The sequence below is a fragment of the Pseudomonas sp. MT3 genome, assembly GCF_054720805.1.
Genome location: NZ_JBTVPY010000001.1, coordinates 108,221 through 133,560, shown reverse-complemented (window position 1 = coordinate 133,560; position 25,340 = coordinate 108,221). Strand labels below are relative to the sequence as shown.

Here is a 25,340-nt window from a genome sequence, read left to right as displayed (position 1 = left end):
CTACAACCACCACCGCAACAGGTAGAACGCCCCCATGCTCAGCATCACGCTGAGCAGCACGTTGCGCGTCCACAGCACCAGCGCCACGGCGACGATGGCGCCGAGCAGGTAGGGGTTGTCCGGTCTCAGGTTCAACTGGTGTTCCGGGAGGAACACGATCGGTCCGCAGATCGCCGTGAGCATCCCCGGCACGGCGAAGCCGAGGAACTGCCGCACGTTGCTGCTCAGGCGGATCGGCAGGCGCGGCTCCAGGAACACATAGCGGTTGAAGAACACGATCAGGCCCATGCCGAAGATCACTGCCCAGACCATCATGCGCGCACCCCCGAGTACTTCTGGCAGATGAAGCCGGCGAACATCCCCGCCAGCCCCGACAGCACCAGCGCCGACCCCACCTGCCAGTAGCTGAACAGCACCGAACAGAACAGCGAGACGGCCACGCAGACCACCGTCGGCACGTTCTTCACCACCGGCGCGATCAGCGCGACGAAGGTGGCGGCGATGGAGAAGTCCAACCCCAGGTGCTCCAGCCCCGGAATGCTGCTGCCGACCAGTACGCCGGCGAGGGTGAAGAGGTTCCAGGCGATATAGAAGGTCAGGCCCACGCCCAGGGCGTACCAGCGGTTGAAGGTCTCGCGGTCGTGGCCGCTGGTGAGGGCGAAGAACTCGTCGGTGAGCAGGAAGCCCAGTGCTGCGCGCCAGCGGCCGGGCAGCTCGGAGATCACCGGGCGCATGGTCATCCCGTAGAGCAGGTGCTGCGAGGTCAGCAGCAGGGTGGTGATCATGATCGAGAAGAACCCGGCGCCGCCCTTGAGCATGCCGATGGCGACCAGTTGCGCGGCGCCGGCGAAGACGATGGCGGACAACCCCTGGCCGTGCAGCGGCGAGAGTCCTGCGTCGATGGCCAGCGAGCCGGCAAGCAGCCCCCAGGGCAGCACCGCCAGGGACAGCGGCATGATGTCGATGGCGCCCTTGAGGAAGGCACGGGAGGGAAGCGTGGTGTGGGACATGGCGGTTCTTGGCAGTCTTTCGTGCAGACAGAGTGACAGAGTGGAGCGCGGGCTGGCTTGAACAATCTTGCTGCGCCGGGCGATTTCCCCGCCGGGAATGAAAAGGGGAAGCTCCCCGGGCTTCCCTTGACGGACGCTTCCCGCGTCATCCTTCAACAGGGTGTCCGAGGCGTTCCGGGCGCAATCGATTGCGCTGATCTTGCCTTGCGTACCGTCTCCACAAACGGCGTGACGATCAGGCTGTAGATCGTCAGGTGACGATCATCATCCCGCTCCCCGGCGCCGAACCGGATGCACTGGGGCGTCGGGCGGGTGACGTAGAGCGTGCCGAACATCCAGTCCCACAGCGACAGGTTGATCGCGAAGTTCTTGTTGAAGTGCCGGGGCGCATCGCTGTGGTGGATCTGGTGCTGGGCCGGGCTGTTCAGCACATGCTCGACCACCGGTCCGGACGACAGCCATACATGGCTGTGCCGCAGGTTCACCGCCAGCGCGTTGAAGATGAAGAACAGGTAGGTCACCCCCGAACAGCGTGTAACGACTGATCTCCCCACCACAGGCATAGCAGAAGGCCCCGCGCAATGGACGCACGGGGCCGCCGGGCTTCACCACGGGAAACCACGGGACTGCACAAGCAAGGGGAGGGGCGAAGCAGGGTAGGGAACTACCAGAGGGCGAAGGCGTAGCTGAAGTAGAGCCGGTAGTTGTCGCGGTCGGCGGCGTAGGTGGAGCGCGAAACCGAGTGGCGCAGTTCCGTCCCCAGCCCCCTGAGCGGACCGCTCTGGACCACGTACTTGAGGTTGGTATTGGTTTCGTGCTCCCTGGCCGCCTGGTCCTTGTACACGCCGTGGTCGCCCTTGTAGTAGCGGACCATCAGGCTCAGGCCCGGGATGCCCTGGGCGGCGAAGTCGTAGTCGTAGCGCAGCATCCAGGTCTGCTCCCCGGCCTGGATGAACTTGCTTACCGACGCGTTGCTGAACGAGTAGACGGTACTGACGCTGGCGTAGGGCAGGGCGGTGTCGCCCCACAGCTTCTGGTAGCCGAGGCCGACGGAGTGGCCGCCGAGGGCGTAGGTGAACAGGCCGCTGAACATGTCCGCATCGACCTCGCCGTTGCGCGCGGCGCCGGCATCGCTGCTCATGAAGTAGCGCAGGTCGCTGGTCAGGGAACCGATTTCCAGCGGCTGGCGATGTACCATGCCGAAGAACTGCTGGCGATAGAACTCGCGCATTTCGCCGTAGTAGCTGGTTAAACTGAGCTGCTTGCTCGGTGTGAAGGTCGCCCCGGCGAAGTCGAAATCGGTCCCCTGGTTGCCCGTGTAGCCCTGGGGAAAGATGTCGACGCTGTCGGTGGAGTTACGTGCCTTGAACTGGTCGAGGTGGCCGGCGTGCAGGTACAGCCGGTCGAAGCCGCGGTACTCCACCTGGGTGCCGCGGAAGGTCTGCGGCAGCAGGCGGCCGTCGTTGTAGACCAGCACGGGAGTCTTCGGCAGCAGGGTGCCGGACTTGACCAGCAGGTCGTCGAAACGGGCCTTGGCGGTGACCCCCAGGCTGCCGAATTCCTTCGCCGCGCGGCCGTCGTCATGCACCGGCAGCAGGCCGGTGCCTTCGCGTCCGCGCCCGGAATCGAGGCGTACGCCGGACAGGCCCAGGACATCGACGCCCAGCCCGAGGCGGCCCTGGGTGAAACCGGATTGGAGGTCGAGCAGGAAGCCTTGCGCCCACTCCCGGCGGTCGTCGCCGCCATCGCGGTAGCCGTCGTTGAAGTAGTAGTTGCGCAGGGTCAGGCGACCCTGGGCGTCCTCGATGAAACCGGCCGCCTCCAGGCCGAACGGAAGGGCGCATCCGGCCAGGCCGAGACAGGCCATGACGCCGGTGGTGGTGAACGCTCGCATGAATGACTCCTCTGCTGGCTCTTGTGTTGTTGTGGCAGCGGGAAAGCGGGAACCGGACCGGTGGGGCGAGGCTGCCGCACAGGGCAAGCCGCTGGACGCGGTCGCGATTCGCGGCAGACACTAACGGCCCCGAACGGGCGCCACAACGATATGAGCGATGCGCATTGGGCTATGCGTCCAGCGCGTCGCAGTCGCCAACCGAGAGAGGAGCGAGCGGTGAATCTGAAGCAGCTGGAGGCCTTCCTGGCCATCATGGAAACCGGCTCGACCATCGGCGCGGCCACGCGCCTGGGTCTGTCGCAGTCGGCGGTCAGCCGGCTGCTGGGACAACTGGAGGAGCACCTGGGCTTCGCCATGTTCCTGCGCCGCAAGGGGCGCCTGATGGTGACCCCGGAGGCGGAAGCCTTCCTTCCCGCGGTGAGCGACCTGGTCGACCGCCTGCAGCGGGTCCAGCGCCTGGCCGACGACCTGCGCCACGGCAGCTCCCAGCGGACCCTGCTGAAAGTGGGCGTGCCCAACAGCATGGCCCAGCACCGCCTGCCACCTATCGTCGCGAGCTTCCTGCGGGAACGTCCCGACGTGGTGATCGAGCTGCTCAGCGGCGGCTACGACACTCTCGAACGCGCCGTGCTGGATCGCGACGTGGATTTCGCCTTCGTGCGCCTGCCCACCGAGCTGCAGGGTTTCGAGGTGATTCCGCTGCTGGAGGCGGAGGGCGTCTGCGTGCTGCCCGAGGGGCACCCGCTGTGCGCGAAGGACGAGATCCATGCCGCCGACCTGCGCGGTCAGCCGCTGGTGCTCCTGGGGCGGCAGCGCAACCTGCGCCACGAGCTGGAACTGGCGCTGCGCCGCGCCGGTTTCGCGCCGCAGGTGCGGGTCGAGGTGCATTCGGTCGGCGCCGCCTGCAGCTTCGTCGCCGAAGGCATCGGGCTGTCGATCATCAACAGCCTGCTGGCCAGCGACTTCGCCCACCTGCCCATCGTCACGCGGCCGTTCCGGCCGCTGCTGTCCTACTCCTTCGGCCTGGTCTTGCGCAGCGACGTGCCGCCCTCGCTGGTCAGCCGCAACTTCGCCGAGCACCTGCGCGAGGCGCTCGGCGCATAGCCTTACCCGCTTCGCGCATAAGATTGTGGGGCTCTCCGGCGTTGTTCTAGTGTTCGCTCCGCTTTACCGGCAGACCATAAAAACAACTCGAGGGCTGAACATGCCAACCGTCCATCAACACCTGGGTGACCCGACTCCCGCCAGCGCAGCGCAGGATTCCACCGGTTCCCGGAAGAGCACTCCGGTCAACCCGGCGATCATCCTGCTGGTGATCGTGCTGCTGGCCGTCTTCCTGACCTACGTGGTCGATTCCGGCACCTTCCGCCGCGACGGCATCGCGGTGGTTCCCGGTTCCTTCGCCACCCTGGAGAAGGACAGTTCCATCAGCCAGCTGTGGTCGTTCGAACCACGCGGCAAAGACGACGCGGCGACCCGTCCGGTGTCCCTGGGCGAGGCGTTCATGGCCATTCCCCAGGGCATCGAGAAGCGCGCCGGGCTGATCTTCATGGTGCTGTTCATCGGCGGCATGTTCGGCGTGCTGAACAAGATCGGCACCATCGAGCTGGGCCTGGAACGATTGCTCGGGATGACGCGGGGCAACCTCTATGTGCTGGTGCCCTGCCTGATGCTGGTGTTCTCCGCCGGCAGCACCTTCATGGGGCTCGCCAAGGAATACATCCTGATCGTTCCGCTGATGGTCGCCATGGCCAACCGCATGGGCCTGCCGAACATCATCGGGCTGGCCATAGTCGCGATCTCGGTGAAGGTCGGCTATCTCGGCTCGATCTCCAATCCGGTGGTGCTCGGCGTCGCCCAGCCGCTGGTCGGCCTGCCGGTGTTCAGCGGCCTGCCGATGCGCGTGGCGACCTACCTGGTGTTCCTGCTGGTATCCATCGCCTTCGTCCTCTACAGCATCCGCAAACTGGGCTTCAGCGGCAGCGCGCAGTTCGACTTCCAGGCCGCGCCGCTGGGCCTGCGCCACGCTTCGATCCTGCTGGTGCTGGCGGTCGGCATCGGCTTCCTGGTGTATGCCTCCAACCGCTGGCACTGGAAATACCCGGAACTGTCGGCCTACTACCTCGCCCTCAGCGTGGCGTTCGCCGGCCTCGCGCGACTGGCGCCGAGTGACGCCGCGGCGGCGTTCGTCGACGGCATGAAGAAGGTGCTGATGGCCGGCGTGCTGATCGGCCTGGCGACGGCGGTGGAGATCATCCTCAGCACCGGGCAGGTTCTCGACAGCATCGTCCAGGGCCTGTCCTCGCTGATGGGCGACCACGGTTCGCTGGTTTCCGCCTACGGCATGTTCTTCGCCCAGCTCGGCCTGGACGTGCTGATCCCGTCCACTTCGGGGCAGGCGGCCGTGACCATGCCGATCTTCGGGCCCCTCGGCCAGCTGTCCGGGGTCAGCGCGCAGAGCACCGTCTACGCCTTCCTGCTCGGCAACGGCCTGACCAACCTGATCACGCCGACTTCCAGCGGGCTGCTGGTCCTGCTCGCCACCGCCCAGGTCGGCTGGGGCCAATGGGCGCGCTTCGTACTGCCGCTGTTCCTGGTCTTCCTCGTGATCGCCCTCGTCCTGCTCAGCGTCGCCGTGTCCATCGGTTACTGAGCCCGTTCCACCGACTTCGAGCGTTACCCATGCAGATACTCAAGGACCGCATGGTCAGGATGCGCGACGGCGTGCGCCTGGCCACCGACATCTATTTGCCCGCCGTTGGCGTAGGCCCCTGGCCGGTGGTGATCGAGCGCACGCCGTATGACAAGAGCAAGCCTTCCCGCTCGGAAAAGCGCCTGGACGGCCGGCACCTGTCGCGCGAGGACATGGCGCTGAAGCTCACCGAAAGGGGCTTCGCCGCGGTGTTCCAGGACTGTCGCGGGCGGCATGGCTCGGAAGGGCACTTCATCAAGTACGTCAACGAGGGGCAGGACGGCTACGACAGCCTGGCCTGGATCGTCGAGCAGCCCTGGTGCAATGGCCGGGTGGGCAGCATGGGCCTGTCCTATGCGGCCCATACCCAGCTGGCGATGGCCTGCCTCGCCCCGCCCGGGCTGCGCACTATGGTGCTGGACTCCGGGGGCTTCGCCGACGCCTACCAGTGCGGCATCCGCCAGGGCGGGGCGTTCGAGCTGAAACAGGCCACCTGGGCCTTCAGGCAGGCCAAGGAAAGCCCGGCGGCCAAGGCCGACCCGGCGCTGCGCGCGGCGCTGGAGGCCGAGGACATCCACGCCTGGTTCGCGCGGATGCCCTGGCGGCGCGGCGACTCGCCGCTGCGGCACCTGCCCGAGTACGAGGACTACCTGTTCGAGCAGTGGGAGCGCGGCGAGTTCGACGATTACTGGCAGCAGCTGGGCATCTATGCCAAGGGCTTCTACTCGCGGATTCCGGACATGCCGATCCTGTTCATGTCCAGCTGGTACGACGCTTACGTCAGCTCCACGCTGGACAACTACCTCGGCCTCAGCGCCGTGCACGACAGCCGTCACTGCCTGGTGATGGGGCCCTGGCTGCACGGCGACCGCAACATCAGCCACAGCGGCAACGTCGAGTTCGGCCCGGCGGCGAACTTCGACGGCAACATCGCCGAGGACTGGCTGGCCTGCCGCATCGACTGGTTCGAAACGCATCTCGCCGGGCGCCCGGGCGCAGGATTGGCGGCGCCGGTGCAGGTGTTCCTGATGGGCGGCGGCAGCGGCCGGTGCACCGGGGAGAAGCGGCTGGAGCACGGCGGGAAATGGATCGGCGCCGAGAGCTGGCCGCTGCCCGGCAGTCGGCCACTGGAGCTCTATCTGACGGCTGCCGGCGAGCTGCGCGAGGAACCGTCGGCCGCTGACGGCGCCACCCTCGGCTATCGCTTCGATCCGGACGATCCGGTGCCGACCATCGGCGGGGCGCTGACCTCGGGCGCGCCGGTGTTCGCGGGCGGGGCCTTCGACCAGGTGGATGCGCCAGGCTTCTTCGGCACCCGCGGTACGGGGCGTCCCCTGAACGAGCGGCCCGATGTGCTCAGCTTCAGCACGCCGCCGCTGGAGCACGACCTTCTGGTGGCCGGGCCGGTCACGGTCGAGTTGTGGGTGGAGAGCGACTGCCCCGACACGGACTTCACCGCCAAGCTGCTGGATGTCTATCCGCCCAGCGAGGACTACCCCGACGGCTACGCCATGAACCTCACCGACGGGATCTTCCGCTGCCGTTACCGCAACGGCTGGAGCGAGCCTGCGGCCATCGTTCCCCACGAGCGCTTCAGGGTGACGATCGAGCCGTTCGCGACCTGCAACCTGTTCCGCAAGGGCCATCGTCTGCGCCTGGACATATCCAGCAGCAATTTCCCGCACTTCGACGTGAACCCCAACAGCGGCGAGGCTCCCGGGCATGCGCAACACAAGCGGGTAGCGCGCAACACCCTGCATCTGCATGCGGACGCGGCCTCCCGGCTGCGGCTGGTGGTGCTGCCGGCCGAGGCTTCGCCTGGGCACCATCCGTCCCGCTCCGCTTGCCCGCAGTGAACTCCAGCGGCCCGACCGACGGGCGCCGTATCCTCGGCACGCTCGCCTCGGGGCAGAAACCGGAATGGCCGGGCAGCCAGGCGCGCAGCGAGAGCGGCAGGATCGTGTGGATTCCGATCCGCGACCTGGAGGGAGTCCCCGGCAAGGCCGAGTGCCTGCCGGAACCGGAAAGGAAGGTGGCGGAGCGGGCAAGCTCGTCTACGAAGAGCTTTGCGGCCAAGGACTGGGCCGCTGCCCTGACCCCGGCCCTCTCCCAAGGGGAGGAGGCCGTTTGCCGTTAACCGGAGAGGTTGGCTGACTAGAAGATGTAGTCCGTGGTCAGGAAGCTGGAGTCGCGGTCGCGGATGATCTGGCTGATCAGTTCCTTGTTCGCGTCGGTGAAGCGCGTGGCGACCAGGGTGCGGATGGAGAAGGTACGCAGGGCGTCGTGCACGGAGAGGGTGCCTTCGGCGGAGTTCTTGCGGCCGTTGAAGGGGTAACTGTCCGGGCCGCGCTGGCACTGGGCGTTGATGTTGATGCGGCCGACCTGGTTGACGAAGGCGTCCACCAGCGGGCCGATCTGCGCCGGGTCGTCGCCGAACAGGCTGAGCTGCTGGCCGTAGTCGGACTGCAGCACGTAGTCGATCACTTCATCCAGCTCGCGGTAGGGCACCACGGGCACCAGCGGGCCGAACTGTTCTTCGTGGTAGAGGCGCATGTCCGGGCTCACCGGGCTGAGCAGCGCCGGGTAGAAGAAGCTTTCGCGGCTTTCGCCACCGCCGGAGTTGATGACCTGGGCGCCCTTGGCCAGCGCGTCCTGCAGCAAGGTATTGAGGAAGTCGACCTTGCCCGGCTCGGGCAGCGGTGTCAGCGCTACGCCTGGTTCCCAGGGCATGCCGGGTTTGAGTTCGGCGAGCTTGGCGCTGAGCTTGTCGAGGAAGCGGGGTAGCACGTCTTCATGGACGAAGAGGATCTTCAGCGCGGTGCAGCGCTGGCCGTTGAAGGAGAGGGCGCCGGTGATGGCTTCGCTGACGGCGTTGTCGAGGTCGACGCTGGGCAGGACGATGCCGGGGTTCTTGGCGTCCAGGCCGAGGGCGGCGCGCAGGCGGTGCGGGCGCGGGTGGAGCTTCTTCAGGTCGGCGGCGCCGGAGTGGGTGCCGATGAAGGCGAAGACGTCGACCTTGCCGCTGGCCATGAGCGCGCTGACGGTCTCGCGGCCGCGCCCGTAGATGACGTTGATGACGCCCGGCGGGAAGCTGTCGCGGAAGGCTTCGAGCAACGGGCGGATCAGCAGCACGCCGAACTTGGCGGGCTTGAAGACCACGGTATTGCCCATGATCAGCGCCGGGATCAGCGTGGTGAAGGTTTCGTTCAGCGGGTAGTTGTACGGGCCCATGCACAGCGCGACGCCCAGCGGCACGCGGCGAATCTGCCCGAGGGTGCCCTGTTCCAGTTCGAAGCGGCTGGAGCGGCGGTCCAGCGCCTTGAGCGCCTCGATGGTATCGACGATGTAGTCGCAGGTGCGGTCGAACTCCTTCTCCGAATCCTTGAGGTTCTTGCCGATCTCCCACATCAGCAGCTTGACCACGGCGCTGCGCTGTTCGCGCATGCGGGCGAGGAAGCGTTCGACGTGGGCGATGCGCTCGGCCACGCGCAGGTTGGGCCATTGGCCCTGGCCGTTGTCGTAGGCGTCCACGGCGGCGTCCAGCGCGGCGAGGGCGGCGTCGGCATCGAGCAGCGGGGTGCTGCCGAGGATCACCTGCTCATCGCCCTGCCCGGTGGCGAGAAAGATCGGGCTGCGCACCGGGGCCAGCGGGCCTTCCCAGCGGCGTAGTTCGCCGTTGACCAGGTATTCGCGCTGCTCGACGGGGGCGTCGGGGCGCCAGGCCTCGGGGATGTCGGCAAGGCAGGGGAACAGGCGGTCGAGTTTGTTGTTGTCAGGCATGACTCATCCTTCGGGAGCGGTGGGTAACAGGTCTGTTTTAGTCCGCATGGGTGATCAGGTAAATCGATTCAGCAAGCGATGCGACGAATGGGCCGGAGTGGGGGCCCTTCGTGGGGCGAATAGCTGCATTTGATTATTCGCCGGTGGTTTCGGGGGGGATTCGGCGGATAACGCCTACCGTGTTATGCGCCCTACGGGTGCGAGGGCGTGGGAGTTGGCGCGGGGGCCGGTTGCAGCAGTTCCTGCTGCTCGGCGTAGCGGGCGCGGATGTCGAAGTCGCGGGGCCAGGTGGGTTGCGCGGGTTGGGCTTGCGGAGTTGCGGAGGAAGTCATGGGCGATACCTCGTTGCAGGAATCCGGTAGGCGGATGACGCTTCGGAGTCATCCGCCGGTTGTCTCATGGCCGGGTTGCGGCGGCGGGCGCGCGCAACCCGGCTGGGTTCAGACGAACAGCGACAGCAGCAGGATGAAGCCCAGGCCGACCACCGAGAGGATGGTTTCCATCGCCGTCCAGGTCTTGAAGGTCTCCATCACGCTCATGTTGAAGTACTGCTTCACCAGCCAGAAGCCGGCGTCGTTGACGTGGGAGAGGATCAGCGAGCCGGCGCCGGTGGCCAGCACCAGCAGTTCGCGGTTGACGCCGGGGATCAGGTCGATGACCGGCACCACGATGCCGGCGCCGGTGATGGTGGCGACGGTGGCGGAACCGGTGGCGATGCGGATCACCGCGGCCACCAGCCAGGCCAGGAGGATCGGCGAGATCTGCGCCTGCACCGCCATGTGGCCGATCACGTCGCCCACGCCGCTGGCCACCAGCATCTGTTTGAAGCCGCCGCCGGCGCCGATGATCATCACGATGGCGGCGGTGGGCGCGAGGCTCTGGTCGAGCAGCTTGAGGATCTTCTTCGAGTCGAAACCGCGGGCGTGGCCGAAGGTGTAGAGCGACAGCAGCAAGGCCAGGAGCAGGGCGGTGATCGGGTGGCCGATCATGTCCAGCCAGGCGCGGACGACGTGGCCGTCGGCGAGCATGACGTCGGCGAAGGTCTTGAGCAGCATCAGGAACACCGGCAGCAGCACGGTCACCAGGGTGACGCCGAAGCTGGGCAGGTCGCTGGTGTCCGGCTCGTGGGCAATCTGCGCCACCAGCTCTTCATTTGGCTGGCCGGGAATGTACTTCGCGATGAACTTGCCGTAGATCGGGCCGGCAATGGCGGCGGTGGGCAGGGCGACCAGCAGGCCGTAGAAGATGGTCTTGCCGATGTCCGCGCCGAACACGCCGATGGCCAGCAGCGGGCCCGGGTGCGGCGGCACCAGGCCGTGCACGGCGGAGAGGCCGGCGAGCAGCGGGATGCCGATCTTGATCAGCGACACGCCGCTGCGGCGGGCGACGATGAACACCAGCGGCACCAGCAGGATGAAGCCGATCTCGAAGAACAGCGGGATGCCGACCAGGAAGGCGGCGAGCATCATCGCCCAGTGCACGCGCTGCTTGCCGAAGGCCTGGATCAGGGTACGGGCGATCTGATCGGCGCCGCCGGACTCGGCCATCATCTTCCCGAGCATGGTGCCCAGGGCGAGGATGATGCCGACGAAGCCGAGCACGCTGCCGAAGCCGTCCTGGAAGGACTTGACGATGGTCGCCACGGGCATGCCGGAGGTCAGGCCGAGGAAGCCGGCGGCGATGATCAGGGCAATGAAGGGGTGAATCTTCAGGCGCGTGATCAGCAGGATCAGGCCGATGATGGTGGCCACCGCATCCAGCAGCAGATAGGTGTCGTGGGACATGCCGAGCATGGGGCTCTCCTGTTGTTGTCGTTGTGCCGGAGCGGCTTTCTTCTGTAATGAATCGAGATAGCGCTACCTTTCGAGGGCAGGCGCTATCGCGTCAGTCGTTGATGTGCTGTCGCCACCAGAGATGTGCGGCTTCCGCCAGTTCGTCGAGCGGACGGGTGGCGTCCAGGCGCAGGGTCAACGGTTCGCTGGTCGGCACTTCGAGGGCGGCGAACTGGCTGTCGATCAGGCTCGCCGGCATGAAGTGGCCGGGGCGGGTGGCGACGCGCCGGGCAGCGGTTTCCGGGGTGAGTTCCAGGAACACCACGCCCAGGCCGGGCACGGCGCGGCGCAGGCGTTCGCGGTAGATGAGCTTGAGTGCGGAGCAGGTGAGCACGGGGCGCTGGCCGGCGGCGATGGCCTGCTGCAACTGTGCGGCGAGGGTGTCGAGCCAGCCGGCGCGGTCCTCGTCGGTCAGCGGGATGCCGGCGCTCATCTTCTGGATGTTGGCTTCGGGGTGGAAGGAGTCGCCTTCGATGGCGAACGCGCCGCTGCGCAGGCACAGGGCCTCGCTGACGCTGGACTTGCCGCATCCGGCGACACCCATGATGAGTACGGCATCGATGGCGGGGAGCATGCAGGGCCTCGGAATTGAGACAGCGCTATCTTTGGTGGGCGTAACGAAAAGCATCGGGCTGCCTCCGTATTCTTATCATTTTAGTCGGTCTGTCTCGGGCTTTCGGCGGTAGTGCTCCACCGACGGGCGGGGGACCGCTGGGAGCGGCCTCAGGCAATTGCCCTGTTCGCGAGACAGCGCTACCTTATTGCTTCGATTTTTGTTTGGCAAGCCGCCCGATGACCGCTCCCAAAAATAACAAAAGTAACGACAAGAATTCGCGCACCACTGGCAAACCTACCCTCAACGATGTCGCGCACCGAGCTGGCGTAAGCCCGATCACCGCCTCGCGCGCCCTGCGTGGGGTTAGCACGGTGGCCGAGGCGCTGGCGGAAAAGGTCCGTCAGGCCGCCGCCGAGCTGGGCTACGTGGCCAACCCCGCCGCCCGCGCGCTGGCCTCCAAGCAAAGCCCCAACGTCGTGGTGCTGGTACCGTCGCTGGCCAACCAGTTGTTCATCGAGACCCTGGAAGCCATCCATGCCGTGATGCACCCGCGTGGCCTGGAAGTGCTGATCGGCAACTATCACTACTCCCGCGACGAAGAAGAGAACCTGCTGCGCAACTACCTCGCGTACCAGCCGCGCGGCCTGTTGCTGACCGGTTTCGACCGCACCGAGAGCGCACGGCGGATGATCGAGGCCAGCGGTGTGCCGGCGGTCTACATGATGGACCTGGACCCCGGCGCTGGCCTGCACTGCGTGGGCTTCTCGCAGATTCGCGCGGGGGAGGCGGCGGCCAGGCACCTGCTCAAGAGTGGGCGCAAGCGGCTGGCCTACATCGGCGCGCAGCTCGATCAGCGCACGTTGCTGCGGGGCGAGGGGTACCGTCGCGCGCTGCAGCAGGCGGGCTGCTATGACCCGGCGCTGGAGGTGCTGACGCCGCGTCCGTCCTCGGTTGGTTTGGGTGGCGAGCTGTTCCGCCAGTTGCTGGCCAGCCAGCCGCAGGTGGAAGGCATCTTCTTCGGCAATGACGACCTGGCCCAGGGCGCGTTGCTCGACGCCGCGCGCCACGGCATCCGGATTCCCGAGCAGGTGGCGGTGCTGGGCTTCAACGACCTGCCCAGTTCGGAATTCATGGTGCCGCGCCTGTCGAGCATTCGGACACCGCGCAAGGCCATCGGGACTCATGCGGCGGAGCGCCTGCTGGACCTGATCAACGACAAGGTGGTGAGTGAGCCGGTGATGGACCTGGGGTTCGAGTTGATGGTGCGGGAGAGTAGCTGAAGGTGGGCCGATAACGGGGAGCGCCTCTCAGACGCTTTTCGCGGACAAAGTCCACCCCGTGGCCGGCTCGGGGCGCGATTCCTGTAGGAGCGAGCTTGCTCGCGAACCGCCCGGCCACGAGATCGGCTTGCACTGTTCGCGAGCAAGCTCGCTCCTACGAAAAGCAAAGCGATCAATGTGCCGGCAGAATCCGCCCACGGCATTCGCCGAAGCCGATCGACGGGTAGCCGTCGCGGCGGCAGCGGGCGCGCAGGATGATTTCGTCGCCGTCTTCGAGGAAGCGGCGTTCCTCGCCGTTGCTCAGCACCACCGGCTGTTTGCCGCCGGTGGTCAGTTCCAGCAGGCTGGCGAAACTGTCCGGGGTTTCGCCGGAGAGGGTGCCGGAGCCGAACAGGTCGCCCGGTTGCAGGCGGCAGCCGTTGACGCTGTGGTGGGCGACCATCTGCGCCACGGTCCAGTACATGTTCAGCGTGTTGCTCAGGGCGATGCGTTCCGCGGCCTGGTGTTCGTGACGCATGCGCGGGGTGAGCAGCAGCACTTCCAGTTCGATGTCCAGCGCGCCGTGCTGCTGGTCGGCCTCGTCAAAGAGGTACGGCAGCGGCTGCGGGTCGCCTTCCGGGCGGGCCGGCTGGGCGGTGCGGAAGGGTTCCAGCGCTTCGGCTGTGACTACCCAGGGCGAGATGGTGGTGGCGAAGCTCTTCGACAGGAAGGGGCCTAGCGGCTGGTATTCCCAGGCCTGCACGTCGCGCGCGGACCAGTCGTTGAGCAGGCAGAAGCCGGCGATATGCCCGGCGGCGCCGGCAATCGGGATGGCCTTGCCCTGTTCGTTGCCCTGGCCGATCCAGATGCCCAGCTCCAGCTCCAGGTCCATGCGCGCGCAGGGGCCGAACACCGGCACGTCGACCCCGGCGGGCAGGGTCTGGCCGTTGGGACGGCGCACTTCGGTGCCGGAGGGCACGATGGTGGAGGCGCGGCCGTGGTAGCCGATGGGCACGTACTTGTAGTTGGGCAGCAGCGGGTTGTCCGGGCGGAACAGCTTGCCGACGTTCTGCGCGTGGTGGATGCCGACGTAGAAGTCGGTGTAGTCGCCCACCTTGGCCGGCAGGTGCAGGCGGCACGCGGCCTGGGGCTTGAGCAGGCGGGCGCCCAGGCTTTCCATGCGCTTCTGCTCGCCGCAGCCTTCACTGAGCAGGGCAATGAGCGCATCGCGCAGGGTGCGACGGGCGGTGGCGCCGGCGGCGAAGAAGGCGTTGAGGCTGTCGCCGCTGGCAGCCAGCGCGGCCTGGTGCGCCGCACCGTGGAAGAGGCCGGCTTCGCAGGCGGTCTTCAGGTCGAAGATGTAGTCGCCGATGGCGACGCCGCCGCGCGCCGAATCGCCCGGCGGGCTGAAGACGCCAAAAGGCAGGTTCTGCAGGGGGAAGTCCGGGTGGCCGTTGGCCGACTCGATCCAGCTTTGCGCGGTGTGGGATGCGCTCATTTCATTGCTCCGGGGAAGGGTCGAAGGTCTTCTGCATGCCGCTCCAGCAGGCGTCGTAGTCGCGCTGCAGTTGCGGACAATCGAGAGCGAAGCGGCTGGGGCGCAGCACGCGACAGGTCTCGAACATGAAGGCCATGGTGTGATCGATCTTGTGCGGTTTCAGGTCGGCGGCGATCGCCTGCCGGGTGGTGGCGTTGTCCGGGCCGTGGGCGCTCATGCAGTTGTGCAGCGAGGCGCCGCCGGGGACGAAGCCGTCGGCCTTGGCGTCGTACACACCCTGGATCAGGCCCATGAACTCATTCATCAGGTTTCGGTGGAACCACGGCGGACGGAAGGTGCTCTCGGCCACCATCCAGCGCGGCGGGAAGATCACGAAGTCCATGTTGGCCATGCCGTGGGTGTCGCTGGGCGAGGTGAGCACGGTGAAGATGGACGGGTCGGGGTGGTCGAAGCTCACCGTGCCGAGGGTGTTGAAGCGGCGCAGGTCGTACTTGTAGGGCACGTTGTTGCCGTGCCAGGCGACCACATCCAGCGGCGAGTGGTCGAGCTGGGTGGCCCAGAGTTCGCCGAGGAATTTCTGCACCAGTTGCACCGGGCCTTCCACGTCCTCGTAGCGAGCCACCGGGGTGAGGAAGTCGCGCGGGTTGGCCAGGCCGTTGCTGCCGATGGGGCCGAGGTCGGGCAGGCGCAGGGCGGCGCCGTGGTTCTCGGCGACGTAGCCGGCGGCGGAGCCGTCCAGCAACTCCACACGCAAGCGCATGCCGCGCGGGATCACGGCGATCTCCAGCGGTTCGACTTCCAGCACGCCCAGTTCGGTGAACAGGCGCAGACGACCGGCTTGCGGGACGATCAGCAACTCGCCATCGGCGTTGAAGAACGCCCGGTTCATGGAGGCGTTCGCACGGTAGGCGTAGATGCTGACCCCACTGGTGGCCTCGGCTTCGGTGTTGGCGACCATGCATAGCAGGCCGTCGATGAAGTCGGTAGGCTCCACCGGCATCTCGAAACTGTTCCAGCGCAGGCGGTTGGGCGTGACCGGGCCCAGGGCGGTGCCGGTGATCTGCCGCTCCAGGCGTTCGTAGCGCGGGTGCCCGGCGGACGGGCGGATGCGGTACAGCCAGGTGCGCCGGGCCTCGCTGCGCGCAACGGTGAAGGCGGTGCCGGAGAGCAGTTCGGCGTACAGGCCGTAGGGAACGTGCTGCGGTGAGTTCTGCCCGGCGGGCAGGGCGCCTGGCAGCGCCTCGCTGGCAAATTCGTTGCCGAATCCGGATTGGTAGGCCGGGGCGCGGGAGGAGGTCATGGTGGTTTCACTCTTTTTATCGTAATTGAATTACGATAAACGTAATTTCAGGATGGCAGGCCGTCAAGCCCACCAGGGAGTCCTTTTAAGTTGAAGACCATGAACGAACCGCAAGAGTCCGCCCCGACGAAGGGCAAGAAGGTGCAGTCCGCCGAGGTCGGCACCGAAATCCTCAAGGCACTGGCGGACCTGGCGCCAAGCACTTCGCTCAAGCGCCTGGGCGAGTACCTGGAGATGCCGGTGGCCAAGGTTCATCGCTATCTGCAGGCGCTGATCGCCAGCGGCTTCGCCGAGCAGGACCCGGCCACCAACCATTACGGGTTGGGCCGCGAGGCGCTGTACGTGGGACTCGCGGCGATCCGTCGGCTGGATGTGGTGAAGGTCGCCAGTCCCGTGCTGGCCGAGCTGCGCGACAACCTCGGGCAGACCTGCTTCCTGGCCATCTGGGGCAGCCACGGGCCGACCGTGGTGCAGGTGGAGCCGGCGCAGGGGATGGTCACCTTGGTGACGCAGGTGGGTTCGGTGCTGCCGGTGCATGGATCGTCCACCGGGCTGGTGTTCGCGGCGTTCCGGCCGGGGCTGGAGGAGGGGGCGGATCAGTCAGTGCTGGAGAGCATTCGTGCCGAGGGGCTGCATTCGATCCACGGGCTGCTGATGCCGGGGGTGAATGCGCTGTCGGTGCCGTTGTTCGCCACTGGGCGGGAGCTGGCGGGGGTGATTACCGTGGTCGGATCAGAGGCCAGTTTTGCCGCCGAACCCCAGGGCGAGGCGGCGCGGCAGTTGCTGGCAGCGGGGCGGGAGATCAGTTTGCGGATGGGGGGAGAGGTCTGACGGTTCGCTGCCGGGGACGCGTGTTCCCACTGGCGTCGGCATTCGGCGAATGCCGTTAGGAGATTCCGCCGGCGCACTGATCACCCGAACAGCCTGCTTTCGCAGGAGCGAGCCTGCTCGCGAACCAGCTCTCGCTGCGAAGCCGTTCGCGCGCAAGCTCGCTCCTACAGTGATTGCTCCATCTCCGCCCAGTCCGTCCCGTTCACCAGCACATCGCTCAGCGCCTGCGCGGCGCTGGAGAGCTTGTGCTCCGCCAGGCAGAACAGCCCCACACGCCGCTCGATGCAGGGTTCGTCGAGCGCCACGCAGCGTGCCCCCAGTTCTTCCATCTGCTGTCGGCACAGACGGGGCACGGCGCTGACGCCCAGGCCCTCGGCCACCATCCGCCCGACCGTCACCAACTGGTGGCTCTCGAACGCCACCGGCAACCGGCCGTGCCGTGCCGCCAACCGGTCTTCCAGCAGCAGACGCACGGCCGACGGGCGTTGCAGGGCGATGAAGTGGTCCTCCAGCAACTGCTCCCAGGTGATTGTCGCCTCGCCCGCCAACGGTGAATCCGCCGGCAGCACGGCGATGAAACGGTCGGTGTAGAAGGGCGTGAAGCTCAGGCCGTCCAGGCTGTCCGGCTCCAGGGCGATGCCCAGTTCGACACGGTGGTTGCGCACCATCTCCAGCACTTGCTCGTTGATCACGTCGTGCACTGCGACGTTCACCTTCGGGTGGCGGTCGCGGAAGGTGCGCAGCACGGCGGGCAGCAGGTTGCCGGCGAAGGAGGGCATGGCGGCGATGGAAACCTTGCCCAGTTGCAGGGTGAAGTGCTGGTGCATCAGCTCCTCGGCGTTGTCCCAGTCCGTCAGCAGGCGGCGGGCCAGCGGAAGCAGCGTCTCGCCTTCGGGGGTGAGCGCCACGCTGCGGGTGGTGCGCACCAGCAACTGGCCGCCGAGGGACTCCTCCAGGCTCTTGATCGCCAGGCTCAGCGCCGGCTGCGACAGGTGCAGGCGCTCGCAGGCCTGGGCGAAGCTGAGCGTCTGGGCGACGGCCAGGAAGGCGCGCAGTTGCTTGACTGTCATTGATAGGTAAACCGGATTAATCAATTGGAAAAACAAACTTAACAAATCAGTCCTCACCGGTGAAGCTGCAACCGCTCTCTGACCGATGGGTCGGACATTCCAAATACAAGAGGCAGCAGCAACATGGCAGGACTCGACAAGCGCGTAGGCAGTTACGAGGAAGCCCTCGCCGGGCTCACCGACGACATGACGGTACTGGCGGGCGGCTTCGGCATCTGCGGCATCCCGGAAAACCTCATTGCGCACATCCGCAAGCTGGGCGTGAAGGGCCTGACCGTGGTCTCCAACAACTGCGGCATCGACGGCTTCGGCCTCGGCGTGCTGCTGGAAGACCGGCAGATCCGCAAGATGATCGCGTCCTACGTCGGCGAGAACGCGCTGTTCGAGCAGCAGTTGCTGTCCGGTGAACTGGAGGTCGAACTGACCCCGCAGGGCACCCTGGCGGAAAAACTCCGCGCCGGCGGTGCCGGCATCCCGGCCTTCTTCACCGCCACCGGCTACGGCACCCCGGTCGCCGACGGCAAGGAAGTGCGCGAGTTCGACGGCCGTCACTACGTGATGGAGCGCGCCATCACCGGCGACTTCGCCATCGTCAAGGGCTGGAAGGCCGACCACTACGGCAACGTCATCTATCGCCACACCGCGCAGAACTTCAATCCGATCGTGGCCACCGCGGGCCGCATCACCGTCGTCGAGGTGGAGGAGATCGTCGAACCGGGCGAACTGGATCCGACCCAGATCCATACCCCTGGCATCTACGTCGACCGCATCATCCAGGGAACCTTCGAAAAGCGTATCGAAAAACGTACCGTTCGTTCCTGAGCCCACCGGACAAGAGAGACAAGAAGATGGCATTGACCCGCGAACAGATGGCTCAGCGCGTGGCGCGCGAGCTGCAGGATGGTTACTACGTGAACCTGGGCATCGGCATCCCGACCCTGGTGGCCAACTACGTACCCGAGGGCATGGAGGTGATGCTGCAGTCCGAGAACGGCCTGCTCGGCATGGGCGCCTTCCCCACCGATGACGAGGTGGATGCCGACATGATCAACGCCGGCAAGCAGACCGTGACCGCCGTGAAGGGCGCGTCGATCTTCTCCTCCGCCGAATCCTTCGCGATGATCCGCGGCGGCCACGTCGACCTCACCGTGCTCGGCGCCTTCGAAGTGGACGTGCAGGGCAACATCGCCTCCTGGATGATTCCCGGCAAGCTGGTCAAGGGCATGGGCGGCGCAATGGACCTGGTGGCCGGCGCGGACAACATCATCGTCACCATGACCCACGCGTCCAAGGACGGCGAGTCCAAGCTGCTGGAGCGCTGCTCGCTGCCGCTGACCGGCGCCGGTTGCATCCGCAAGGTGCTGACCGACCTGGCCTACCTGGAGATCGAGGACGGCGCCTTCATCCTGCGCGAGACCGCGCCGGGGGTAAGCATCGCCGAGATCGCCGAGAAGACTGCCGGTCGCCTGATCGTGCCGGATGATGTAAAGGAAATGACTTTCTGACTCTGCTTTCGTAGGAGCGAGCTTGCTCGCGAAGGCTCTTGCCGATGGGCTCGGAGTTGTTCGCGAGCGAGCTCGTTCCCACAAGAACGGTCCGCTTTGGAGTGAAACTCATGCAAGATGTCGTCATTGTCGCCGCCACCCGTACCGCCATCGGCGCCTTCCAGGGCAGCCTGGCGAACATCCCGGCCCACGAGCTGGGCGCGCTGATCATCCGCTCGCTGCTCGAACGCAGCGGCGTCGCCGCCGAACAGGTCGATGAGGTGATCCTCGGCCAGGTCCTCACCGCCGGCGCCGGGCAGAACCCCGCGCGCCAGTCCGCGATTGCCGCCGGCCTGCCCAACAGCGTGCCGGCCATGACCATCAACAAGGTCTGCGGCTCGGGCCTGAAGGCGCTGTTCCTCGGCGCCCAGGCGATCCGCTGCGGCGACGCCGACATCGTCATCGCCGGCGGCCAGGAGAACATGAGCCTGTCGCCCTACGTGCTGCCCAAGGCCCGCACCGGCCTGCGCATGGGCCACGCGCAGTTGCAGGACAGCATGATCGTCGATGGTCTGTGGGATGCCTTCAACGACTACCACATGGGCATCACCGCCGAGAACCTGACCGAGAAGTACGGCATCAGCCGCGAGGCGCAGGACGCCTTCTCCGCGCAGTCCCAGCAGAAGGCCGCCGCGGCCATCGAGGCCGGGCGCTTCAAGGACGAGATCACCCCGGTGCTGATCCCTCAGCGCAAGGGCGATCCGCTGTCCTTCGACACCGACGAGCAGCCGCGCGCCGGCACCACCGCCGAGTCCCTGGGCAAGCTCAAGCCGGCGTTCAGGAAGGACGGCAGCGTCACCGCCGGCAACGCCTCCACCCTCAACGACGGCGCCGCCGCCGTGCTGCTGATGAGCGCCAGCCGTGCACGCGAACTGAACCTGCCGGTTCTGGCGCGCATCCAGGCCTATGCCAGCAGCGGCGTCGATCCGTCGATCATGGGCATCGGCCCGGTATCGGCCACCCGCCGTTGCCTGGAGAAGGCCGGCTGGTCGCTGGACCAGCTCGACCTGATCGAGGCCAACGAAGCCTTCGCCGCCCAGGCACTGTCCGTGGGCAAGGAACTGGGCTGGGACGCCGACAAGGTCAACGTCAACGGCGGTGCCATCGCCCTGGGCCATCCCATTGGCGCCTCGGGTTGCCGGGTGCTGGTGTCGCTGCTGCACGAAATGCTCCGCCGCGATGCCAGGAAAGGTCTGGCGACCCTGTGTATCGGCGGCGGCCAGGGCGTAGCACTGGCCCTGTCCCGGGACTAACGCTCTATTGGCGAGCGCTGGACGGCATGCCCCCATGCCGTTCCGGCAGGCGGGATGAACGGTGGGCACACCGACAGACGCCATCCCGCCACGGTTCTGTGATGTCCCCCGGCATCGACAGCAACCCTTGCGTCACCGCTCGACCCCACGCAGGCCGGGCGGTTTTTCATTCCAGAACGGGCATGCCACGAGCGCCCTTCGACGATGAACCATTACAAGAACAACGAGGTAGACTTTTATGAACTCCCACGTGCACACCCCCGGCACAGCCTTGCAGGACAGCCGTTCCGCGCGCTTCGCCATGGCCTGCTCCAACTGGGCCGAACGCTGGTTCCCCGATTCCTGGGTATTCGCCGCCCTCGCGGTGCTGATCGTCAGTATCGCCGCCCTGGCGATGGGCGCGCCGGCGACCGCCACGGCCAAAGCCTTCGGTGACGGCTTCTGGAGCCTGATTCCTTTCACCATGCAGATGGCCTTCGTGGTCATCGGCGGTTACGTGGTGGCCAGTTCCGGCCCCGCCTCGCGACTCATCGACCTGTTCGCCCGCGTGCCGAAGAACGGCCGCTCGGCGGTGGCCTGGGTCGCCCTGATCTCCATGCTTGCCTCGTTGCTCAACTGGGGCCTGTCCCTGGTGTTCGGCGGCTTGCTGGTGCGCGCCCTGGCGCGCCGCGAAGACCTGAAGATGGACTACCGCGCCGCCGGCGCCGCCGCCTACCTGGGCCTGGGCGCCGTGTGGGCGCTGGGCCTGTCGTCTTCCGCCGCGCAGTTGCAGGCCAACCCGGCCAGCCTGCCGCCGTCGATCCTGGCGATCACCGGGGTGATTCCCTTCACCCAGACCATCTTCCTCTGGCAGTCCGGCCTGATGCTGCTGGCCCTGGTGCTGGTATCGCTGGTCATTGCCTACATGACCGCGCCCGGCGCCAGCAGCGCCCGTGACGCCAAGGCCTGCGGCGTGGACGTCAGCTTCACCCCGCCGAGTACGCCCAAGCCGAACCGGCCAGGCGAATGGCTGGAGCACAGCCCGCTGCTGATCCTGCTGCTGGTGGCGCTGGCCGCCGGCTGGCTGGTCAACGAGTTCAGCACCAAGCCGGCGATCCTGGCGATCTCCGGCCTGAATACCTACAACCTGCTGTTCCTCATGCTCGGCGCGCTGCTGCACTGGCGCCCGCGCAGCTTCCTCGACGCCGTGGCCCGCGCCGTGCCGACCACCACCGGGGTGCTGATCCAGTTCCCGCTGTACGGCTCCATCGCGGCGATCCTCACCACCGTGAAGGGTGGCGACGGCTCGACCCTGGCGCACCACATCTCCACCTTCTTCGTGCAGATCGCCTCCCACGACACCTACGCGCTGCTGATGGGCGTGTACTCCGCCGTGCTGGGCTTCTTCATCCCCTCCGGCGGCGGCAAGTGGATCATCGAGGCGCCGTACGTGATGCAGGTGGCCAACGACCTGCAGTTCCACCTGGGCTGGGCGGTGCAGATCTACAACGCCGCCGAGGCGCTGCCGAACCTGATCAACCCCTTCTACATGCTGCCGTTGCTGGGCGTGCTGGGCCTGAAGGCGCGCGACCTGATCGGCTTCAGCTTCGTCCAGTTGCTGGCCCACGTGCCCCTGGTGCTGTTCCTGCTCTGGGCACTGGGCACGACCCTGCAGTACCTGCCGCCGGTCCAGCCGTAGCCACTCAGTCGGCGCCGCTGGCAGCAGCCCGGATGTCGCAAGACATCCGGGCTTTTTTGTGCGGCGTCAGGCGCGGCGCTCCCGATGCATCAGCCAGAGGAAGTACGGGCAGCCGATGAACGCCGCCAGCAGTCCCGCCGATACCGGCCAGGGGTAGGCGATGTTGCGCCCCAGCCAGTCCGCCACGACCATGATCAACGCACCGGCCACCGCGCTCATCAGCAGTTGCGGCGCGGCGCGGCGGAGGCCGAGGTGGCGGGCGATGTGCGGGCCGATCAGGCCGACGAAGCTCAGCGGACCGACGATGATGGTCGCCGTGGCGGTGAGCACCGCCGCCGTCAGCAGGATCGCCAGGTGGCTCAGGCGCAGGCGCAGGCCGAGCGCCGTGGCGGTGCCGTTGCCCAGGGTCAGCAGGTCCAGCGGGCGGGCCAGCAGCAGGCTGACGCCGATCATCGCCGCGCCGACGACCAGGCCCGTGCTCGCCGAGGCGGTATCGACCTGGTAGGTCGAACCGGTCATCCAGCTCATCATCGCGGTCATGCGTGGGTCGCCACTGGCCAGCAGCAGGGTGCTCAGCGAATGCAGCAGGGTGGTCAGGCACACGCCGGTGAGCAGCAGGCGTTCGGCATTGAAGGTTTTGCGCCAGGCCAGCCAGAGCAGAAGGCCGAGGGCGAGCAGGGCGCCGAGGCTGGCGGCGGGGACCATGTAGGCCTGCGGCTGCGGCAGCAGCAGGAACAGCACCAGCACGGCGATGGCCGCGCCCGAGGTGGCGCCGAGGACTTCCGGGCTGGCCATCGGGTTGCCGGCCAGGCGTTGCACCAGCAGGCCGGCCACGGCGAGCATGGCGCCGGCCGCCAGGGAACCGAGCACGCGCGGCAGGCGCCACTGCGCAATGGCGTCGCTGAGCCCGGCGTCGCCCCAGTGCCAGCCGTTGGCGTCGACGGCGAAGTAGATCGCCGGAAGGGTCAGCAGCGCCAGTACGATGGCCGCGCCGATGATCAGCCGCCAGGGATGTTCGCGCTGCGGCCTGGCCGGCGTGGGTCGCGGCAGGATGCCGCCGCTGCGTTGTCGGCTGAGCAGCCAGAGCAGCAGCGGCACGCTGAAGACGCCGGTGAGGATACCGGCGGGAATCTCCCCGGCGAGGCGCGACAGCTCGCGGGCGATCTGATCCACGACGCAGAGTAGCGCGGCGCCCAGCAGCGGCGCCCAGATCAGCCGTTGGCGCAGCGTGCGGGCGCCGCACAGGCGGGCAATGGCCGGGGCGGCGAGGCCGACGAAGGCGAGCATGCCGACGGCGCTGGTGACGAAGGCGCTCAGCGCCACGGCCACGGCCAGGCCGAGCACGCGGGTGCGCAACAGGTTGACGCCCACGGCGGCCGCCCCCTCGTCATCCAGCCCGAGCGCCGCCAGCGGGCGCACCATCAACAGGGCGGCGACCATCGCCACGGCCAGGCGCGGCGCGAGATAGAGCACGCCGTCCCAGCCGCTCTGGTTGAGCGAGCCGGCCTGCCAGAGCAGCAGGTCGATCAGGTAGTCATGGTTGAACAGCACCAGCAACGCGTTGAGCGATACGCAGTAGAGGCTGATGACCATGCCGGCGAGGATGAAGCGCAGCGGCGACAGCGTGCGGCCCCAGGCGAAGGCGAACAGCAGGCCGGTGGCCAGCGCGGCGCCGGTCAGGGTGACGGCTTCCAGGCCGTGCACCAGCAGGGGCGGGGCGAAGATGGTGGCGGCGGACAGCGCCAGGTTGGCGCCGGCGGAGACGCCCAGGGTCACCGGTTCGGCCAGCGGGTTGCGCAGGATCTGCTGGAACAGCGTGCCGGCCAGGGCCAGCGCGGCGCCGGCCATCAGGCTCACCAGCAGGCGAGGGTAGAAGCTGAAGTGCATCAGCACCTGGCGCACATCGTCCAGGTCCGGCGACCACAGCGCCTGCCACCAGAGTGCGCGGGGCAAGGCGGCCTGCAGGCCGTGGCCGACCAGCAGCGCGGCGAGCACCGCCAGCACCAGGGTGCAGAGCGCGGGGCCGGCGGGCAGACGCCGGCGCGGAGCGGAGAGGCCAAGGGTCGATTCAGGCATGGGCGGCCTCCGGGGCGCTGTCGAGGTAGGCTGCGATGCGCTCGGCGAGGTCCAGCACCGAGGCGGCGCCGGCATAGGGGTAGAAACGCGCCAGGGTCAGGGTGTGGCCCTGGCGTACGGCGGGCAGGTTGGCCCACAGGTCGTTGGGCTGCCGCAGGCTTTGCAGACGTGCCGAGGTGGTGGGGATGTCGACGTAGACCAGGTGCGCTTCCGGCCGCTCGGCCAGGCGCTCGATGCTGACCATCGCCAGGCCCACCGGCCCGACCGGCCCCTGCCAGGCGTTGACCAGTCCGAGGCGGTCGAGCACGTCCTGCACCATGCTGTTCCTGCCGTAGACGGCGGCGTGGCGGCCATCCTGGTTGAGCACCGCGACGCTGATCGGCGGCTGCGGGCGGGCTGCCAGCTTCGCCCGCAGCTCGGTCAGGCGCCGTTCGCCGGCGGCGATGTAGTCGGCGGCGACCTGCTCGACGCCCAATCGTTGCGCCAGGCGGCTCATGAACCCGCTGGTGGCGCGCCAGGCGCCGTCGGCGGCCGGGTAGATGGCGACCCGCTCGGTGGGCGCGATGCCGTTCAGGCGCCGCTCCAGGGTCGGCGTCATCGGGTCGCTGAGGATCAGTTGCGGGCGCAACTGCTGGATCAGTTCCAGGTTCGGCTCCCAGTAGGGACCGACGTCACGCACGCTCTCGGGCAGTGGCTGAGTGGGCATGCGCACCCGGTAGTAGCGGTCGTCGGAGATCGCCAGCGGCGGGACGCCCAGGGTCAGCAGCGTCTCGGCGGCCACCCAGTTGAGGGCGACGATCCGCGTCAGGCGTTCCCCGGCGAGGAGCGGCAGGCCGGTGGCACAGGCCAGTCCGCCGGCGGCGAGGTGCTTGAGCAGGTGGCGGCGGGTGAGGGGCATGGGCTTCTCCACGTCCGTTGAAACGACAACGGGCCCCCTGCGAACAGGGAGCCCGGTGAAGCGGGGGGACGTCCCCCCGCAAAATCGTTTCCCCACCGCATTTCCCGCTGTCTCTCACGACTCGTCGCAAGCCAAGATAATAGGGGATGGCGCTGTCGCAGGTGTCTAG

At 67.3% G+C, this 25,340-nt stretch carries 21 protein-coding genes and 1 pseudogene; 9 read left to right on the top strand and 13 right to left on the bottom strand.

Annotation, left to right across the window (positions count from 1 at the left end; genetic code table 11):
* The 4 genes and pseudogenes from ACYCAX_RS00450 to ACYCAX_RS00435 form a co-directional block, all read right to left on the bottom strand.
* Window positions 1–315, bottom strand: coding sequence for an AzlD domain-containing protein (locus tag ACYCAX_RS00450; RefSeq protein WP_041711989.1), 315 nt, complete (start codon window positions 313–315; stop codon window positions 1–3).
* Window positions 312–1,010, bottom strand: coding sequence for an AzlC family ABC transporter permease (locus ACYCAX_RS00445; RefSeq protein WP_041712603.1), 699 nt, complete (start codon window positions 1,008–1,010; stop codon window positions 312–314). Before ACYCAX_RS00445 ends, ACYCAX_RS00450 begins: the two co-directional genes overlap by 4 nt.
* 152 nt (window positions 1,011–1,162) lie before the next feature.
* A pseudogene (locus ACYCAX_RS00440) lies at window positions 1,163–1,586 on the bottom strand (sterol desaturase family protein); the annotation flags it as partial.
* 88 nt (window positions 1,587–1,674) lie between these two features.
* Window positions 1,675–2,904 (bottom strand): OprD family porin, encoded by a 1,230-nt coding sequence (locus ACYCAX_RS00435; RefSeq protein ID WP_460247226.1) that lies wholly within the window; start codon window positions 2,902–2,904, stop codon window positions 1,675–1,677.
* A 216-nt stretch (window positions 2,905–3,120) separates the two neighbouring features.
* Between ACYCAX_RS00435 and ACYCAX_RS00430 the strand changes: the two genes are divergently transcribed.
* The 3 genes from ACYCAX_RS00430 (at window position 3,121) to ACYCAX_RS00420 (ending at window position 7,452) form a co-directional block, all read left to right on the top strand.
* Entirely contained in the window at window positions 3,121–4,008 is an 888-nt protein-coding gene (locus ACYCAX_RS00430; RefSeq protein WP_294972973.1) for a LysR family transcriptional regulator, read from the top strand.
* 94 nt (window positions 4,009–4,102) lie between these two features.
* Window positions 4,103–5,557, top strand: a complete 1,455-nt coding sequence (locus tag ACYCAX_RS00425) for a YfcC family protein (protein ID WP_460247312.1) — start codon at window positions 4,103–4,105, stop codon at window positions 5,555–5,557.
* Between the two features lie 29 nt (window positions 5,558–5,586).
* The gene (locus ACYCAX_RS00420) at window positions 5,587–7,452 is read left to right on the top strand and encodes a CocE/NonD family hydrolase (protein ID WP_460247225.1); all 1,866 of its coding nucleotides are present in this window, start codon (window positions 5,587–5,589) and stop codon (window positions 7,450–7,452) included.
* Between the two features lie 298 nt (window positions 7,453–7,750).
* Here the strand turns inward: ACYCAX_RS00420 and ACYCAX_RS00415 are convergent, their stop codons facing one another.
* From ACYCAX_RS00415 to ACYCAX_RS00400, 4 genes are all read right to left on the bottom strand, one after another.
* The gene (locus ACYCAX_RS00415; RefSeq protein ID WP_460247224.1) at window positions 7,751–9,376 is read right to left on the bottom strand and encodes an NADP-dependent glyceraldehyde-3-phosphate dehydrogenase; all 1,626 of its coding nucleotides are present in this window, start codon (window positions 9,374–9,376) and stop codon (window positions 7,751–7,753) included.
* Window positions 9,377–9,567: 191 nt separating this feature from the next.
* Entirely contained in the window at window positions 9,568–9,708 is a 141-nt protein-coding gene (locus tag ACYCAX_RS00410) for a hypothetical protein (protein WP_294976924.1), read from the bottom strand.
* 108 nt (window positions 9,709–9,816) lie between these two features.
* Window positions 9,817–11,169, bottom strand: a complete 1,353-nt coding sequence (locus ACYCAX_RS00405) for a GntP family permease (RefSeq protein WP_460247223.1) — start codon at window positions 11,167–11,169, stop codon at window positions 9,817–9,819.
* Between the two features lie 91 nt (window positions 11,170–11,260).
* Window positions 11,261–11,782 carry a gluconokinase gene (locus ACYCAX_RS00400; RefSeq protein ID WP_294976930.1) on the bottom strand — a complete coding sequence of 174 codons (522 nt, stop codon included), beginning with the start codon at window positions 11,780–11,782 and terminating at the stop codon, window positions 11,261–11,263.
* Window positions 11,783–12,000: 218 nt separating this feature from the next.
* Between ACYCAX_RS00400 and gntR the strand changes: the two genes are divergently transcribed.
* Window positions 12,001–13,044 carry an HTH-type transcriptional regulator GntR gene (gene gntR / locus ACYCAX_RS00395; RefSeq protein ID WP_294976933.1) on the top strand — a complete coding sequence of 348 codons (1,044 nt, stop codon included), beginning with the start codon at window positions 12,001–12,003 and terminating at the stop codon, window positions 13,042–13,044.
* A gap of 172 nt (window positions 13,045–13,216) precedes the next feature.
* On the opposite strand, the gene fahA is transcribed toward gntR, so the two are convergent.
* Both fahA and hmgA read right to left on the bottom strand, forming a co-directional pair.
* Complete coding sequence (fahA, locus tag ACYCAX_RS00390; protein WP_460247222.1) at window positions 13,217–14,521, bottom strand: fumarylacetoacetase; 1,305 nt, start codon at window positions 14,519–14,521, stop codon at window positions 13,217–13,219.
* Window position 14,522: 1 nt separating this feature from the next.
* Window positions 14,523–15,821, bottom strand: a complete 1,299-nt coding sequence (hmgA, locus tag ACYCAX_RS00385; protein ID WP_294976939.1) for a homogentisate 1,2-dioxygenase — start codon at window positions 15,819–15,821, stop codon at window positions 14,523–14,525.
* 99 nt (window positions 15,822–15,920) lie between these two features.
* Between hmgA and ACYCAX_RS00380 the strand changes: the two genes are divergently transcribed.
* Window positions 15,921–16,652, top strand: coding sequence for an IclR family transcriptional regulator (locus ACYCAX_RS00380; RefSeq protein WP_294976942.1), 732 nt, complete (start codon window positions 15,921–15,923; stop codon window positions 16,650–16,652).
* 164 nt (window positions 16,653–16,816) lie between these two features.
* Here ACYCAX_RS00380 and ACYCAX_RS00375 read toward each other — a convergent pair whose 3' ends face one another.
* Window positions 16,817–17,722 (bottom strand): LysR family transcriptional regulator, encoded by a 906-nt coding sequence (locus ACYCAX_RS00375; RefSeq protein ID WP_015477349.1) that lies wholly within the window; start codon window positions 17,720–17,722, stop codon window positions 16,817–16,819.
* A gap of 123 nt (window positions 17,723–17,845) precedes the next feature.
* Between ACYCAX_RS00375 and ACYCAX_RS00370 the strand changes: the two genes are divergently transcribed.
* The 4 genes from ACYCAX_RS00370 to ACYCAX_RS00355 all read left to right on the top strand — a co-directional run bounded on the left by ACYCAX_RS00370 (window position 17,846) and on the right by ACYCAX_RS00355 (window position 22,197).
* Window positions 17,846–18,544, top strand: coding sequence for a CoA transferase subunit A (locus tag ACYCAX_RS00370; RefSeq protein WP_015477348.1), 699 nt, complete (start codon window positions 17,846–17,848; stop codon window positions 18,542–18,544).
* A gap of 26 nt (window positions 18,545–18,570) precedes the next feature.
* Window positions 18,571–19,227 carry a CoA transferase subunit B gene (locus ACYCAX_RS00365; protein WP_015477347.1) on the top strand — a complete coding sequence of 219 codons (657 nt, stop codon included), beginning with the start codon at window positions 18,571–18,573 and terminating at the stop codon, window positions 19,225–19,227.
* 110 nt (window positions 19,228–19,337) lie between these two features.
* Entirely contained in the window at window positions 19,338–20,519 is a 1,182-nt protein-coding gene (locus ACYCAX_RS00360; protein WP_460247221.1) for an acetyl-CoA C-acetyltransferase, read from the top strand.
* Window positions 20,520–20,757: 238 nt separating this feature from the next.
* A complete protein-coding gene (locus ACYCAX_RS00355; protein WP_015477345.1) occupies window positions 20,758–22,197 on the top strand; it encodes a short-chain fatty acid transporter in 1,440 nt (479 codons plus the stop codon).
* Window positions 22,198–22,263: 66 nt separating this feature from the next.
* Here the strand turns inward: ACYCAX_RS00355 and fhuB are convergent, their stop codons facing one another.
* Both fhuB and ACYCAX_RS00345 read right to left on the bottom strand, forming a co-directional pair.
* Window positions 22,264–24,273 carry a Fe(3+)-hydroxamate ABC transporter permease FhuB gene (fhuB, locus tag ACYCAX_RS00350; protein ID WP_460247220.1) on the bottom strand — a complete coding sequence of 670 codons (2,010 nt, stop codon included), beginning with the start codon at window positions 24,271–24,273 and terminating at the stop codon, window positions 22,264–22,266.
* Window positions 24,266–25,171, bottom strand: a complete 906-nt coding sequence (locus tag ACYCAX_RS00345; protein ID WP_460247219.1) for an ABC transporter substrate-binding protein — start codon at window positions 25,169–25,171, stop codon at window positions 24,266–24,268. Before ACYCAX_RS00345 ends, fhuB begins: the two co-directional genes overlap by 8 nt.
* Window positions 25,172–25,340: the final 169 nt, after the last annotated feature.